This is a genomic window from Syntrophorhabdaceae bacterium, assembly GCA_028698615.1.
Lineage (GTDB): Bacteria > Desulfobacterota > Syntrophorhabdia > Syntrophorhabdales > Syntrophorhabdaceae > Delta-02.
In genome coordinates this window covers 45,167-60,245 of the sequence record JAQVWF010000003.1, presented here as the reverse complement: position 1 = coordinate 60,245, position 15,079 = coordinate 45,167, and the positions used below count along the sequence as shown (strand labels likewise).

Sequence of the window (15,079 nt, the reverse complement as noted above, 5' to 3'; positions counted from 1 at the left end):
TACGTCACATTGGGGATCGCTTTTATCCGGAACGGCACCGGGCGCACAAGAACATCATCCACCGGCGGTACTTGAGTATTTTACGTCATCTGGTGTATCTTGACAGAGGTGGACAGTCATTTTATATAAAACCCATTGTAATGACAGGAAAACAAGCTGGCAGGAAAGGCGCAACCCGGGTTTTTGACGAACCACACTGAAGATGGGAGAAATACACGTGAATCCGACAGAGATGCCGCCCGATGTTGTGTTGAAGAAGTCGCCCTTTCTGGCGGTGAAGCAACTGGATGAGAATGAGGTGAGGGTCTACAGCAAATTGCATGGCAATTTGACGTCATACGGGACTGAGATGATCGATGTCCTCGGATTCTTCGATATCCCTGCGTCGGCGCGGGCCGCGGTGACGGGAATATCGGGGATGTGCCGGTGCGAACCCTCGGTGCTGATAAGGGAACTCTATGAAAAACATTTCCTGGTAGAGGAAAGCAGGAACGTCCGGGATATGTTCACGGAGTATGTCGCAATGGCAAGACGCAGGAACGAGATCGCCAGGGTATCGAAGGTGACCTTTCTCGTTTCCGCCAAATGCAACCTTGCCTGCAAGGGTTGCTATCACACCTTTTACGATTTTAAAAGCAGCCACATGACGAGTGAGTTTGCCGATGAGGTCCTCCGGGGTCTGTTCCCCTATTTGAAAAAAAGGGGGGTTCCGTCACTGCTCATATCCTTTCTTGGCTACGAGCCTCTTTTGAATTTTGCAACCATGAGCCGGATCTACGACCGGGCGGTTGTCATGTCCGAAGAATACGGGATTGATACCACGTTCAAAGTATTCACGAATGCCTTCAATCTGAAGGAAGATGAGTATGATTGGATAGTAAAGAATCGATCCCGGCTGGGATTCAAGGTAAGCCTCGATGGGGTCAGGGACGACAACGACAAACGAAGAGTCGACCATACCGGAAAAGGCACCTTTGACAGGGTTGTCCACAACTTGAAACGCATAATCGCCACCGGCGTGGAGTGCGACGTTTTGACGGTTCTCAGCAAGGCCAATTTCTCGAATATCGACCAATTTGTAGATGAGATGGCTGCCATCGGGATACGGAACATCACAGCCAACATATTTTGCGGTCAGTCGGCACAGGAGAGAAAGATAGAGTTGTCGGAAGAGGAGAGGTTCGAAGCCATCAGGAGAATGGATCTGGCAACGGAGAAATACGGTATCGAGTTTGACGGGGAATGGAAGTTCGCCGTTGTGCAGATGATAACGGGAGCCCACTTCACCTGTCCCGCCGGAATGAGACAAATGGTCTTTTGCGCTGATGGCGCCATTCATCCCTGCCAGCGTTTTGCCGGAACGGAGATAACCTTCGGCTCCTATGGGGACGATTTTTGGGAAAGGCTCGGTGAAGGTCAATGCGATAGCTATGCACGGTGGATCGCCGATCTCTATGACGGTGTGATGGAAAGGACGAAGGAAGAGCACGCGGACCTTACCGGATGGAGTTGCCCTTTTGTCCCCTTCATACGGGGGGAATGTCTCAGCAAGAACATCGAGAGGGATTTCAACGAGCGACTCCTTGAGTACTATGTGACGCGCCCCATGAATCGTATAGTTGCGAAATCGCGCATACATTGCTGATGCCTCGATCCCGGGCAAGCGCAGCCAATCCCATCTGATCGCTGAACGCCGTTGCTCTGATGAAGCCAGTGAATGTATCCTGTTGACAGCGCGAAAGGGTTGTTTTATACGAATCCTGTCTCTTCGGCGGGGAGTTGGAACGCAGACCCGGGGGGACCAAAAAGGAGGCCACCGATGGCAACGGTATTTGAGGATAACTCTTTTTCGATAGGAAGAACGCCGCTGGTCCGTCTCAATAAGGTGACGGCGGGCGCGAAGGCGACGGTGCTGGCGAAGGTCGAAGGCCGTAACCCCGCCTACTCGGTGAAGTGCCGGATTGGAGCCGCAATGGTGTGGGATGCGGAAAAGACGGGCAGACTGAAACCAGGTATGGAGATCATCGAGCCCACGTCGGGCAACACCGGTATCGCCCTCGCTTTTGTCGCCGCCGCCAGGGGATACAAACTGACCCTTACCATGCCGGAGACGATGTCCACAGAGAGGCGAAAGGTGCTCAAGGCCCTCGGGGCCAACATCATCCTCACGGAAGGGGCCAAAGGGATGAAGGGGGCCGTGGCCAGGGCCGAAGAGGTCGCCGGCAGCGATACATCGCGGTATTTCCTTCCCCAGCAGTTCGAGAACCCGGCCAATCCCGCGATCCATGAGGCGACGACAGCCGTTGAGCTCTGGAACGACACAGACGGGAAAATGGACATCCTTGTTTCCGGTGTCGGGACGGGCGGCACGATCACGGGGATATCCAGGTATTTCAAACTCACGAAAGGGAAGAAGATAGTCTCCGTTGCCGTAGAGCCCATCCACTCCCCCATCCTTACCCAGGCGAAAGCGGGCCAGGAATTGAAGCCCGGGCCCCACAAGATACAGGGGATCGGCGCCGGCTTCGTTCCGAAGGTCCTCGATCTTTCCCTTGTCGACCGCATAGAGACGGTCAGCGATGATGAGGCCATTGAAATGGCGAGGCGCCTTGCCCGGGAAGAGGGGATCTTAAGCGGCATATCCTGCGGGGCCGCAACACACGTTGCCGTGAGACTGGCCAGAGAGCCGGCAAGCGCCGGGATGACGATCGTCGTCGTACTGCCCGATGCAGGCGAACGTTACCTTTCGACGGTGCTCTTTGAAGGGCTCCTTGGCGGCATCGAATCGGCCGGTGCCTCGGATGTCCCGATCTAAAGGGGCGGTAGGTGCTCTTCCACGCGGCGCCCCGGTGGAGATAGAGGCGACGGCATGCAGATAACAGATGAACTTCAGCGGAAATACGAAGACCTGAGAGGATCCGTCAGGTCCATGGAGAAGGTTGCCGTCACGTTCTCGGGCGGTGTGGACAGCACCTTTCTCCTCAGGGTGAGCATCGATGTGCTGGGAAGCGAGAACGTGCTTGCCGTGACCGCTGTCTCGCCGTCATATCCCCGCGCGGAAAGGCAGGAGGCGCAGGAACTGGCCGCCGACCTGGGCGCGCGCATGGTCATGTTCGACTCCACGGAGATGGAGGACGAAGACTTCCTCGCCAACACGCGCGACCGTTGTTATTACTGCAAGACCCGTCTTTTCAAGGCCGTCCGGGACATCGCCGGACGGGAAGGGTATCTCTTGATCCTCGAGGGCTCCAACGTGGACGACCTTAAGGATTTCCGGCCCGGCAGAAGGGCATGCGTGGAGCTTGAAGTGAAAAGTCCGCTTCTCGAAGCCGCTCTGACGAAGGAGGAGATCAGGCTGCTTTCCAGGGAACTGGGACTCAGGACGCACGACAAGCCCGCCCAGGCATGCCTGTCGTCAAGAATCCCGTACGGGACGGCCATAACGGCCAGGAGGCTTGAAGATATAGAACTGTCGGAAGCATTCATAAAGGCCCTTGGTGTATCCCAGGTGCGCGTAAGGCACCATGGCAATACCGCCCGCATTGAAGCCGAAGAAAGAGATTTCCCCGTAATTCTCGAACACAGAGACCGAATAGCGGCGGAATTGATGCGCATCGGATTCACATATATCGCTCTTGATCTTCACGGGTACAGGACGGGCAGTATGAATGAAGGATAGAATTATCTGAAACGTGAAACCGTCTTTACTTGTTCTTCATCACCAGTTCGGGTTTTTTTAGGAATACCGACGTGTCGGGGGGAACGGATTCGGTGAGCCACACGTTGCCGCCGATGGTCGAGCGGGCGCCGATGACCGTCTTGCCGCCCAGGATGGTTGCGTTGGCATAGATGATCACGTCGTCCTCGATCGTGGGATGGCGTTTCTTGTCTCTGAGGACGGGGCATTCATCCTTGCTGAGCGAAAGCGCTCCCAGGGTAACGCCCTGGTAGAGGCGGACCCTGTCTCCGATGACCGTTGTTTCCCCTATGACGACGCCGGTGCCATGGTCGATGAAGAAGCTCTCGCCGATGACAACGCCCGGGTGGATGTCGATACCCGTGCGGCTGTGAGCGTATTCCGTCATGATCCGGGGAACAAGCGGGACCTCATGCGTGTGCAGCCAGTGGGCTACACGGTAAACGGCCACGGCTAAAAGTCCCGGATAGCAAAAGATGATCTCGTCAAAATGGCGGGAGGCTGGATCGCCTTCGAAGGCGGCGCGCACGTCTTTTGAGAGCGTTTCCTGAAGTTGCGGGATCTCTTCGATGAATTTCAGCGAGATCTCCTGGCTTCGTTCCTCGCAGCGGATACAAGGCCGGTTGAAGCGGATGCAGTCGTGACGTATGGCGTGCTGTATCTGTATCGCGAGCATCTCGAAGAGTTCGGTTATCTCTTCGCCCAGGTAGTACTGCGCATTTATGTCATCGAGACGTCTTCCGGAGAAGAACCCCGGAAAGAGGATGGGGACGGTCTTGTATATGATATCGATTATCCCCTTGCGAGAGGGTATCGGCTCCGGGCCGATATGGTGGAACCGGCCGTCCTTGTCGTACTGTGAGACCACCCGGGCGACAAGGGAAGGGATGCGCGCCCGCAGATCATGTGCGGCGGCGATGTCTTCCCTGCACCGGTCCTTTGCGTTCCGTTCTTCACTCATCTTCCCATCTCCTCACGTGGTGGCGCAAGCGCCCTGTTGTGCCGTCCAGTACGGTGAAAGCACCCTGAGCTTCTCAATGATGGGCGGCAGTTCCCTGATTACGAGGTCGACATCTTCCGCAGTGTTGTAGACGCTGAGACTGAACCGGACGGATCCGTGAGCCATCGTGTAAGGAACGCCCATGGCCCTCAGGACATGGGACGGCTGCAATGAACCGGATGTACAGGCGGAACCCGATGAGGCGCATATGCCGAACTGGTCCATGAGCAGAAGGATGCTCTCGCCTTCGATGAACTCAAAGCTGATGTTTGTCGTGTTGGGGAGGCGGTCATCGCTGGTGCCGTTCACCTTGCTGTTGGGGATGGCCTTGAGCAGTTCTGTCTCCAGCCTGTCGCGCAGCGACCTGACATAAGTGTTTTCCTTTTGCATATTTTCGCCGGCCAATTCACAGGCCTTGCCAAGGGCGATTATACTCGGGACGTTTTCCGTGCCCCCGCGGCGGCCCTTTTCCTGGTGGCCGCCGATGAGGAAGGGGGAGAAACGGGTTCCTTTACGGACGTAAAGTATTCCGATGCCCTTCGGCGCGTGCAGCTTATGCCCCGAAAGGGAGAGCATGTCGATGGAGTTGCCTTTCATATTGATGGGTATCTTCCCCACGGCCTGAACCGCATCGGTGTGAAAAGGAATTCCCCGCTCACGGGCAAGGCGGGCGGCCTTTTCCACGGGGAAGATGACGCCCGTTTCGTTGTTGGCCCACATGATGCTCACGAGCGCCGTGTCCGGGGTCAGGCTTGCCTCGTATTCGTCCATGTCAAGCCTGCCTTCCGTGTCCACGGAGAGCGTGGTCACGCGGTATCCTTTTTGCGCAAGGTGCTCGCAGGGCACCTTCACGGCGGGGTGTTCAACCCTGCTCGTGATGATGTGGTTTTTTCCGGGACTGTTCGAAAGGGCCGACGTTATGGCCGTGTTGTCGCTTTCGGTGCCGCAGCTTGTGAAGATGATCTCCTCCGGGTCGGCCCCGAGGAGCGATGCGATCTTCTGGCGGGCATCGGCGAGCTTGCGTGCCACCTGCCCGCCGAAGGAGTGCATGCTCGACGGGTTCCCGTAATAATCGTGAAAATAGGGAAGCATCTCGTCGAGGACTTCGCGGGCCACCATGGTCGTAGCGTTATTGTCAAGATAGACCGTTTTCATGATGCCACCTCCTCGACAACAAGTTCCGGTGAGACAAATTCCTTGAGCTTCCACTCCACGAACCCCTTCATGGTGGCCTGGGATGCCTGGCAGGTGGCGCAGGCGCCGCGCATTGCGACAAGCACCCTGTTACCTACCACGTCGACGAGTTCGATATCACCGCCGTCGTGCTTGAGGGAGGGCCGTATCTCCCGTTCGATCGTCTCTTCGATCATGCGGATCTTCTGGATGTTGGAGAGCTTCGGTCTCTCCACGGGGCCTTGCTCGAGTTTCTGTGTCGCGTAAACACGGTCGATGATGGCCTGGATCTTTTCATGACAATTACCACAGCCGCCCCCGGCCTTTGTGAAGTTCGTGACGTCTTCAACGGTGGTGAGGTGGTTCTGCCTGACGGCCCGTTCTATCTCGCCGTCGGTGACTCCGAAGCATACACAGACGATCTCCTCGTCCGGTTTCTTGTGAGAGACGCCCCGGTAGTTCTCGATGGCCTTTTCGAGGGCCTCCTGGCCGAGCACGGAGCAGTGCATTTTCTCGGGGGGAAGCCCGCCCAGGTAGTCGGCGATATCCTGATTCGTTATCTTCATCGCCTCTTCGACACTCTTTCCTTTAAGCATTTCCGTCAGTGCCGAGGCCGAGGCGATGGCGCTTGCGCAACCGAAGGTCTTGAACTTTGCATCGGCGATGCGCTTGTTCTCGTCAAGTTTGAAGGTAAGCTTGAGAGCGTCGCCGCAGGCAATGGAGCCTACCTCTGCAACGCCATCGGGATTCTCGATCTCACCGGCGTTTCTGGGGTTAAGAAAATGTTCCCTCACCTTATCCGTATATTCCCACATGATAAGCTCCTTTCCTTGATCTGTCATGAAGGTGGCGGCGATTCCTCCGGCACCCGGTATATAACTGTATTCTACCTTATTGTCGCTCACTATCAAAGGTAGCAGCGTATCTTTCCCTGAGGACTGTAGCAATATAAGAAACCCGTTGACACATGTCAACACAATATCTATACTATTCCCATAAAGTTAGTAGGCGATAAAATGAAGATATCTACAAAAGGAAGATACGGATTACGGGCAATGATCGACCTTGCCTTGAACGGAGCCAGCGGGACACCCGTGTTCCTTTCCGAGATCGCCCGTCGCCAGGGAGTCTCCGAGAAATACCTGGAGCACATCTTTTCAGCTTTGCACAAGGGCGGCATTGTCAAGGCCCAGCGGGGTAGAAGGGGCGGTTATCTTCTGACCCGGTCACCCGATCAGATAACGCTCAATGATATCATTACCGTACTTGAGGGTCCCTGCAATCTCGTTGACTGCGTCAATAACACATCGGCCTGCTCCAGATCGGATGCGTGTGTTACGCGCGATGTCTGGGGAGAACTGGGCAGTAAGATACAAGAAGTCCTGAGCGGCTACACGCTTGCATCGCTTGTTGAGATGCAGCAGGTCAAGCGCCGGCAGGACTCCATGATGTACTACATCTAGAGCCCCGGGTGGTCCCCGCCCACAATATCAACCACCTGCCTGTCTTCAAGAAGACCTTGGACTTACCGTCCGTTTTGATGTAATTTAATAGCAGTAATGACACGGAAACGACCCTTTGCAAATGACCTGTACATCGTGTCGTCATCCGTCCGGGAACTGAAGCGGGCGGTCGATGACGGAGCCGCCATCGTCCAGCTTCGGGACAAGACGAGCGATGAGGGTGCCATCCTCGAGAAAGCGCGTGAGCTTGCAAGCTACAGGCAGGTGAAGCCCTTTATTTTCATCCTCAACGATGACCCCGATCTGGCGGTGAAGGTCGGAGCGGACGGTGTTCATGTTGGCCAGGATATGTCCACGCGGGAGGCGCGGGCCATCGTTGGTGAAGAAATGATCGTGGGCAAAACGACCCACAACCTCGAACAGGGCAGACAGGCTATAGAGGATGGCGCCGACTACATATCCACCGGGCCCGTCTATGCCACGCCTACAAAACCCGGCAGGCCCGCCGTGGGACTCGCCTACGTCAGGGAAGCGGCGGAGCATCTCGACATCCCTGCCGTGGCCATCGGCGGCATCGACCTTTCAAACATCGACGACGTGCTGGCCGCGGGGGCGAAGACGATCGGGGTCGTGAGGGCCTGCTCGGACGCGGTGGAATTATTGAAGAGAATAAAGAAGGCAGTGAAATGAAGATAACAGTCAACGGCAGGTCGACGGAGATCGCGGAAGGCATGGATCTCCACAGGCTTGTCCATTCCGGCAAGGCGAACCCCGACAAGGTGATCCTTGTCCTCAACGATGGCGTCGTGAAGAGCGACCAGTGGTCTCTGACCGTCCTTTCTGAGGGTGACCGGGTTGAGCTGGTGTCCTTCGTGGGAGGAGGGTGATATGGCAGACAAATTGATAGTAGGCGGCAGGGAGTTCAACAGCCGTTTTTTTCTGGGAACGGGGAAGTTTGGCGATAAGGAGGCCATGCGGCAGGCGATCGTACGCTCCGGTTCACAACTGGTGACGGTGGCGCTGCGCAGGATAGATCTCGACGAGACGGAGGAGAACATCCTTTCCTTCATCCCCGAGGGCACCACCATCATGGTCAACACATCGGGCGCGCGCAACGCGGCGGAGGCCGTCCGCATCGCTCATATAGCAAGGGAAGCGGGATACGGGGACTGGATAAAGATCGAGGTCATCAACGACAGCCGCTATCTTCTGCCCGATAACCAGGAAACGATAAAGGCAACGCGGATGCTTGCCTCTGAAGGCTTTGTTGTGCTTCCCTATATGAGCCCCGACCTCTATGTGGCGAAGGCGCTTGTTGACGCTGGCGCGGCCGCGGTTATGCCCCTTGGTTCCCTTATCGGCTCGAACCAGGGTTTGAGAATGCGGGCCCTCATTGAGGTGCTGATAGAGGAGATCACCAAGGTTCCCATAGTTGTCGACGCAGGCATTGGACGTCCGTCGCACGCCGCCGAGGCCATGGAGATCGGGGCCGATGCCGTGCTGGCAAACACGGCCGTGGCCGATGCCGAGGACCCGCCTCTCATGGCCGCCGCCTTCGCGAGAGGTGTTGAGGCTGGCAGGATGGCTTACCTCGCAAAGATGGGAGAGGAAAGGGCGGCAGCAACCGCTTCCTCGCCGCTGACGGGGTTCCTCTATGATGAGTAGGAATCTGCGCGGCATAGACCTGTCGCATCTGACCATCGATGACATTCGCCGCATATTTGCGGTGGAGGACAGGGGCCTCCTCGAAGAGATGGCGCATGCCGCGCGCGAGTTGACGAGGCGTCAGTTCGGCCGGACCATCAGTCTCTACGCCCCTCTCTACATAGCGAATTACTGCCAGAATGAGTGCGTCTACTGCGGTTTCCATGCCTCTCAGAGGAGTATGCCGCGGAGCAAGCTCACCATGGAGCAGATAGACCGGGAGTGCGCGGCGCTCGCCGCCACGGGGAACCGCAGCGTCCTCATCCTGACGGGCGAGTCACGATTCCACTCTTCTCCCCAGTATATCCGCGACGCCGTCAGGATAGCATCACGCCATTTCTCCTATGTTGCCCTGGAAGTCTACCCCCTGGAGGAGGAAGAGTACCGGGAACTCTACCTTGCCGGAGTGGACGGGGTGACGTTGTACCAGGAGACCTATGACAGGGCCCGCTACGACGAGCTTCATCTCTCGGGTCCGAAAAAGGTTTATGATTACCGTGTTGAGGCTCCCGACCGCATAGCTTGCTCCGGCATCAGGCATATATCGATGGGAGCCCTCCTGGGGCTCACGGACTGGCGCAGGGATGTCGTGGCCCTTTTCGAGCACGTCCGTTACCTGGAGAAGAAATACCCCGGTGTCGAGTTCGGTCTTGCCTTTCCGCGGCTGAGACGCGTGGCCGACGACAAACATCATTATATTGAGGTTTCCGACAAGGAGATGCTGAAGATCATGACTGCCGCGCGGCTCTTTTTCCCCCGGGCAGGGATCAGCATCTCGACGAGAGAGGTCCCCGAGTTCAGGGACCGCATAATCGAGTTCGGCGTCACAAAGATGTCGGCCGGGTCTTCCACGCGGGTAGGGGGATACGTCGAGGGGACAACGGAATACGAGGACGGCCAGTTCCACGTCTTCGACCCGCGCAGCTTCGATGAGATCAAGGCCATGCTCAGGGCAAAAGGCTTCGACCCCGTCGTGACCGACTGGCGGAACATAGTGAACAGCTGAGAAGACGGATTGAATCGCTTGAGCGCTACAAGAAGAGAGCAAGAAAGTGTTCTTCGTCATTCCCGCGCAGGCGGGAATCCAGGAAAAAAGTGGGGATGAAAAGACTCTGGATCCCGGATCAGGTCCGGGATGACGGTCAAAGATGAAGCGCGTTTAAAGCAACCAGTTTTCGCCGGAGGTTCTTTGCCAGTTAGTTCCCGTTTGCTGCAGCCTGTCAGTATGATCGTTCTTACCGGGGGGCCCTGTTCGGGCAAGAGTTCTTCCCTCGCTTACCTCACGGAAAAACTTTCGGACCACGGGTTCATGGTCTTTGTGGTGCCCGAGACGGCGACGCTTATCACGGGAAACGGCATCGACCGGCGCAAGATGGACAAACCGGGCCAGATCGTGGTCTTCGAGGAGGCCATCTTCGACATGCAGATGTCCTTCGAGGACACATACAAGCAGGCCGTATCACGGATATTCCCCGAACGCAGGAAGGTCATACTCCTCGACAGAGGCATTATGGACATCAGGGCCTTCCTCGCCGATGACGTCTTCAATGGCATTTTGAAGAGGAAGAGCTTGACCCGGGCCGCCATCCGCCACCGCTATGACGGCGTCATCCACCTTGTCACGGCAGCGGACGGCGCCGCCGAATATTACACCGGGGAGAACAACTCGGCCCGGCTTGAGACGCCCGAGGAGGCCCTGTACATTGACCTCAGGACACAGGAGAGCTGGCTCGGTCATCCCCGCTTCAAGATTATCGACAACAGCACCGATTTCGAAGGGAAGATCAAGAGAACCTTCTCTGCGATAGCGCGTTTTCTCGGTATCCCCGATGTGCCTCCCACGGGGGAGAAATACATCGTCGGTCATGTCGAGCTTGCAGCCCTCCCGGCCCATCAGAGGATCGATATGGAACAGGCGTATCTTCGCTCCAGGGACAAAAGGGAGGTGACGAGGATACGCAGGAGAGGGCAGGACGGCGTCTATTTCCATTTTCTGGCACGGACGCGGTATGCAGGCGGAGGCAGTCTCCCCGTTGAAGAAGAAGAGCTCATACCCGAACAGCAATATCTGAGCCTCACCCGTCTCATGGACCCCAGGGCGGAGGTTCTCAGCAAGGAGCGCATATGTTTTCTCTGGAACAACCAGTATTTTGAGTTGGACAGGTATAAGGGAAGGCACGAAGGGCTCGTGGTGCTCCTCGCGGAGTCTCCCGGGCCGGACGGGGGAAGACCGACCGCCATACCGCCTTTCGTCACCATCGGAAGAAAGGTGACCAACGACCCGCGTTATGCCGACAGGACCCTGGCTCGGCGAAAGTAAGAACGTTTGAGAAAGCTATTTGACACTTGTTGGTGATGTATTAGTGCTATAAAACTACAAATGACTATTAGCATAGTCTGAATACAAGACAATAAAGACCACGCCGCGCTGTTCCTGTGTCCTTGAAACGGTTGCAACGGTGCGGCAAAACGTATTATCTTTAGGAACATGACACAATCGCGGACATCAAAGGGAACCATCGGCTTTACCACTACGATCCCCGTGGAGGTCGTCTTCGCCTCGGGTTATGAGCCCTGTGACCTGAACAACGTATTCGTTACAGACCCCGACCCGGTGCGGTTCATCGAGCGTGCGGAACGGGATGGGTTTCCGAAGAGCATGTGCAACTGGATCAAGGGTATCTACGGGGTGATCATGGAACGCCGGCCCACCGGGGTCATCACCGTCATGGAAGGCGATTGCAGCAACACGCAGGCGCTTGCCGAGATCCTTCGCTATCGCGGCATCCGGACGATACCATTTTCCTTCCCCTACGATCGCGACCGCGAAGTGCTTTCCCGGGAGATAGAGAAGCTTAAAGATGAACTTTCCGCTGATACGGGATCCCTTGCGGGTGTCGAGACGCAGATCACCGCGGCAAGAGCGAGGCTTTCCGAGATCGATACCATGACATGGAGCGAACGCAACGTAACGGGGGCGGAGAATCATCGCTGGCTTGTGGGTTCCTCGGACATGCTCGGCGATGTAGAGGGATATCATGCCGCAGCCGGCGAGTTCATTTCCGCGGCGCGACGGAGGGAGAGGCTGCAGGGAATACCCCTTGGATACATCGGCGTTCCTCCGATAGTCACCGGCCTCTACGAGTTCATAGAAAGCGTGGGCGGCCATGTGGTCTATAACGAAACCCAGAGGCAGTTCGCCCTGCCCTACGAGACAGGGGATATTGTAGAGAGGTACCTCCTCTATACGTACCCCTACGGGATATTCGCCCGCCTGAGCGACATAGACCATGAGATCGCCAGGCGCGGAATAGAGGGCATCATCCATTACGTACAGGCCTTCTGTTTCAGGGGCATCGAGGACGTTATCCTTCGGGAGAGCATCTCCGTACCCGTTCTCACCATCGAGGGGGACTTGCCGAGGGCGTTGGACACGAGAACGAAACTGCGCGTCGAGGCCTTCATGGAGATGCTGGAAGGGATGCGGCGTTGACGAAAGGATCTGCCGCAAGGGGGGCCATCATGCCTGAGGAGAGAACGAAAAGATTTCTCATGGACCGCGCCGGTATCGGTTTCTTTAAGGCCGTGCTGGAATCCTACGAGGATGTTGCCATCTTTTCCGTAATTGACGGAGACCGCGGGCTCATCGAGATCATCTACTCATCGAGCTTCGAAGAAGATGTTCGGGGTATCGTGGCGGATATGATAAACTATGATATACAGTTCAGGGAGGTTCTCGATGTTCAATGAGAGAAGGATACTTGAGACGCTCATGGAGCGCGCGGGTGTCTACGCGGACATTTACATCGACGAACGGGCCTATACTCTCATTCAACTCGAATCGGGCAGGATAGAAAAGCTCGAGCGCGGTGAGGACGCCGGGGTGGGCTTGAGGGTCATCACACCCTGGAAAGGCTATTATGCCTCGACGAATTCCTTCGACGAAAGTCATCTGGCCGACCTGGCGCGGCAGCTTTCGCGCTACGGGGAAGACGGGTCGCCGCGGACCGTAGAGATTGCCGCAGGCGAGAGCGCGGCAGCCTATTGCTTTTCCATCGCCGGCGATCCCGTCGGTGTTGCGGTAGAGGACAAGCTTGCCCTTGTGAGAAACTTCGAATCCATGGCCCGCAAGATGGAGCCGCGGATCGTACAGGCCCGGGTGATGTACCGGGACACCCGCCAGAGTGTGAGGATCGTGACCAGCGCTGAAGGCGCCCGGAACGATGGCCGCACGCAGGTGGTTCTCACGGTGCTGCTTGTCGGTCGCGACGGCTCCGAGATGCAGACCTCCTACGAGGCTGTCGGCGGTTTCTACGGTTTCGAGTATTTCACAGAGGAACTCATGGAAGGGCTCGCACGAAGGACGGTCAAACGCCTCCAGGGTCTTCTCGCGGCGCGCGAGGCGCCCATGGGAATGAAGACCGTTGTCATCGCCTCCGAGGCGGGCGGTACAATGATCCACGAGGCCATCGGCCACGGTCTGGAGGCGGACCTTGCCATGGAAGGGCTTTCCTGCTACAAGGGACTTCTCGGCAGCAGGATAGCTTCGCCCCTTGTAAGCGTTGTCGACGACGCGACACTGCCCCATATGCGGGGGACCTATGCCTTCGACGACGAAGGTGTTCCGTCGCAAAGGACGGTCCTTGTCGAAAAAGGGGTCCTCACGAACTACCTCTTCGATCGCTTTCATGCCATGAAGCACTCAACGGCGTCCACGGGTAACGGCAGGCGCGAGTCCTACCGGTTCAGGCCCATCCCCAGGATGAGCAACACCATGATCCTTCCCGGCGGCGACGATCCCCAAAAGATCGTGGCATCCGTGGACGACGGCATTCTCGTCGTCAAGATGGGAGGCGGGCAGGTGGATACGGTGCGGGGAGACTTTGTCTTTGAGATATCCGAAGGGTACATGATCGAAAAAGGCGCGGTGGGACCCATGATAAAGAACGCGACGATGATGGGGAACGGACTCAAGGTTCTCAAGGACATCGACATGGTGGGCACGGACCTGGGATTCGGGATAGGCACCTGCGGCAAAGACGGCCAGGGTGTTCCCGTGGCCGATGCGCAGCCCACACTGAGAATACCGGGGATCATCGTGGGGGGACGCGGCGGGTAGAGATGAAAGACGGGACGCGAAACCTGTTGACTGACCGGTTCTACCGCAAGCTCCTCAACAGCCTCTATGAGGGCGTCTATTTTGTCGACAGGGACCGCACCATCCTCTACTGGAACGATGCCGCCGAGCAGATGACCGGCTACCGGCGCAGCGAGGTCCTCGGAAAACATTGCTGGGACAGCCTCCTGATGCACGTCAATGACCGCGGAGATAGTCTCTGCGCGGATCAATGTCTTCTTCGCCAGGCGATGGAACAGGGTAAGAGCATGGAAGGGGAACTTTTTTTCCACCATCGAGACGGCCGGCAGGCCCCGGTCCTTGTCCGGACCTCGCCCATGCACGATCAACGCGGCAGGATCGTCGGCGCCGTGGAGGTCTTCAGCGATAATTCCTCGACTGTGGACCTGGGCCGCAAGGTCCGTGAGCTTGAGCGCATGGCGCTCCTCGATCCACTCACACGACTCGGAAACAGGCGCTACGGGGAGATGAACCTGGCGGGGAAGCTCAGGGAATTTAAACGTTACGGCTGGCCTTTCGGTGTCCTCTTCATCGACATCGACAATTTCAAGGTCGTCAACGACACATACGGTCATGATGCGGGTGACAGGGTCCTTCGTCTCGTGGCCGCCACCATCAGCAGCGGATTGAGGGCCTCCGATGTGGTCAGCCGATGGGGCGGCGAGGAATTCGTGGCATTCGTCGCCAGCGTGGACGAAGAGAATCTGCGTCACGTAGGGGAGAAGATCAGGGCTCTCGTTGAAAGGTCATCCATCTCTCTCGAAGACGAAACCAGGCATGTCACCATATCCATCGGAGCCACCCTCGCCCGAAAAAAAGATTCCGCGGCAGCCCTCATAAAACGAGCCGATGCCCTCATGTACCGAAGCAAGAAGGAAGGCCGAAACCGCGTCTCGATGTGAGGG

At 57.0% G+C, this 15,079-nt stretch carries 16 protein-coding genes; 13 read left to right on the top strand and 3 right to left on the bottom strand.

The features are described from left to right. Positions 1–217: 217 nt before the first annotated feature. From PHC90_02130 to larE, 3 genes are all read left to right on the top strand, one after another. Entirely contained in the window at positions 218–1,645 is a 1,428-nt protein-coding gene (locus PHC90_02130) for a 4Fe-4S cluster-binding domain-containing protein (GenBank protein ID MDD3845140.1), read from the top strand. Between the two features lie 174 nt (positions 1,646–1,819). Further along, a complete protein-coding gene (cysK, locus tag PHC90_02125) occupies positions 1,820–2,815 on the top strand; it encodes a cysteine synthase A (GenBank protein MDD3845139.1) in 996 nt (331 codons plus the stop codon). 54 nt (positions 2,816–2,869) lie between these two features. Further along, positions 2,870–3,679, top strand: coding sequence for an ATP-dependent sacrificial sulfur transferase LarE (larE, locus tag PHC90_02120; GenBank protein MDD3845138.1), 810 nt, complete (start codon positions 2,870–2,872; stop codon positions 3,677–3,679). 25 nt (positions 3,680–3,704) lie between these two features. Here the strand turns inward: larE and PHC90_02115 are convergent, their stop codons facing one another. The 3 genes from PHC90_02115 to nifU are packed head-to-tail and all read right to left on the bottom strand — an operon-like array spanning position 3,705 to position 6,685. After that, a complete protein-coding gene (locus PHC90_02115) occupies positions 3,705–4,658 on the bottom strand; it encodes a hypothetical protein (protein MDD3845137.1) in 954 nt (317 codons plus the stop codon). A 12-nt stretch (positions 4,659–4,670) separates the two neighbouring features. Continuing rightward, positions 4,671–5,852 carry a cysteine desulfurase NifS gene (gene nifS, locus PHC90_02110; GenBank protein ID MDD3845136.1) on the bottom strand — a complete coding sequence of 394 codons (1,182 nt, stop codon included), beginning with the start codon at positions 5,850–5,852 and terminating at the stop codon, positions 4,671–4,673. Next, entirely contained in the window at positions 5,849–6,685 is an 837-nt protein-coding gene (gene nifU, locus PHC90_02105; GenBank protein MDD3845135.1) for a Fe-S cluster assembly protein NifU, read from the bottom strand. Before nifU ends, nifS begins: the two co-directional genes overlap by 4 nt. Before the next feature lie 201 nt (positions 6,686–6,886). On the opposite strand from nifU, the gene PHC90_02100 reads away from it, so the two are divergent. The 10 genes from PHC90_02100 (at position 6,887) to PHC90_02055 (ending at position 15,076) form a co-directional block, all read left to right on the top strand. Then, on the top strand, positions 6,887–7,333 hold the full coding sequence (locus tag PHC90_02100; protein MDD3845134.1) for an Rrf2 family transcriptional regulator: 447 nt from the start codon (positions 6,887–6,889) through the stop codon (positions 7,331–7,333). A gap of 96 nt (positions 7,334–7,429) precedes the next feature. Beyond that, complete coding sequence (gene thiE, locus PHC90_02095) at positions 7,430–8,023, top strand: thiamine phosphate synthase (GenBank protein MDD3845133.1); 594 nt, start codon at positions 7,430–7,432, stop codon at positions 8,021–8,023. Continuing rightward, positions 8,020–8,220, top strand: coding sequence for a sulfur carrier protein ThiS (gene thiS, locus PHC90_02090; GenBank protein MDD3845132.1), 201 nt, complete (start codon positions 8,020–8,022; stop codon positions 8,218–8,220). Before thiE ends, thiS begins: the two co-directional genes overlap by 4 nt. A gap of 1 nt (position 8,221) precedes the next feature. Next, complete coding sequence (locus PHC90_02085) at positions 8,222–8,998, top strand: thiazole synthase (protein ID MDD3845131.1); 777 nt, start codon at positions 8,222–8,224, stop codon at positions 8,996–8,998. Further along, positions 8,988–10,043 (top strand): 2-iminoacetate synthase ThiH, encoded by a 1,056-nt coding sequence (gene thiH / locus PHC90_02080; protein ID MDD3845130.1) that lies wholly within the window; start codon positions 8,988–8,990, stop codon positions 10,041–10,043. Before PHC90_02085 ends, thiH begins: the two co-directional genes overlap by 11 nt. A 183-nt stretch (positions 10,044–10,226) precedes the next feature. After that, positions 10,227–11,357 (top strand): AAA family ATPase, encoded by a 1,131-nt coding sequence (locus PHC90_02075; protein MDD3845129.1) that lies wholly within the window; start codon positions 10,227–10,229, stop codon positions 11,355–11,357. 168 nt (positions 11,358–11,525) lie between these two features. Beyond that, positions 11,526–12,530, top strand: coding sequence for a 2-hydroxyacyl-CoA dehydratase (locus tag PHC90_02070; GenBank protein MDD3845128.1), 1,005 nt, complete (start codon positions 11,526–11,528; stop codon positions 12,528–12,530). A gap of 29 nt (positions 12,531–12,559) precedes the next feature. Next, the gene (locus PHC90_02065; GenBank protein MDD3845127.1) at positions 12,560–12,787 is read left to right on the top strand and encodes a DUF4911 domain-containing protein; all 228 of its coding nucleotides are present in this window, start codon (positions 12,560–12,562) and stop codon (positions 12,785–12,787) included. Next, a complete protein-coding gene (locus tag PHC90_02060) occupies positions 12,777–14,156 on the top strand; it encodes a TldD/PmbA family protein (protein ID MDD3845126.1) in 1,380 nt (459 codons plus the stop codon). Before PHC90_02065 ends, PHC90_02060 begins: the two co-directional genes overlap by 11 nt. Positions 14,157–14,158: 2 nt before the next feature. After that, positions 14,159–15,076: a GGDEF domain-containing protein gene (locus PHC90_02055; protein ID MDD3845125.1), complete on the top strand. Its 918-nt coding sequence runs from the start codon at positions 14,159–14,161 to the stop codon at positions 15,074–15,076. The last annotated feature ends 3 nt before the right edge of the window (positions 15,077–15,079 follow it).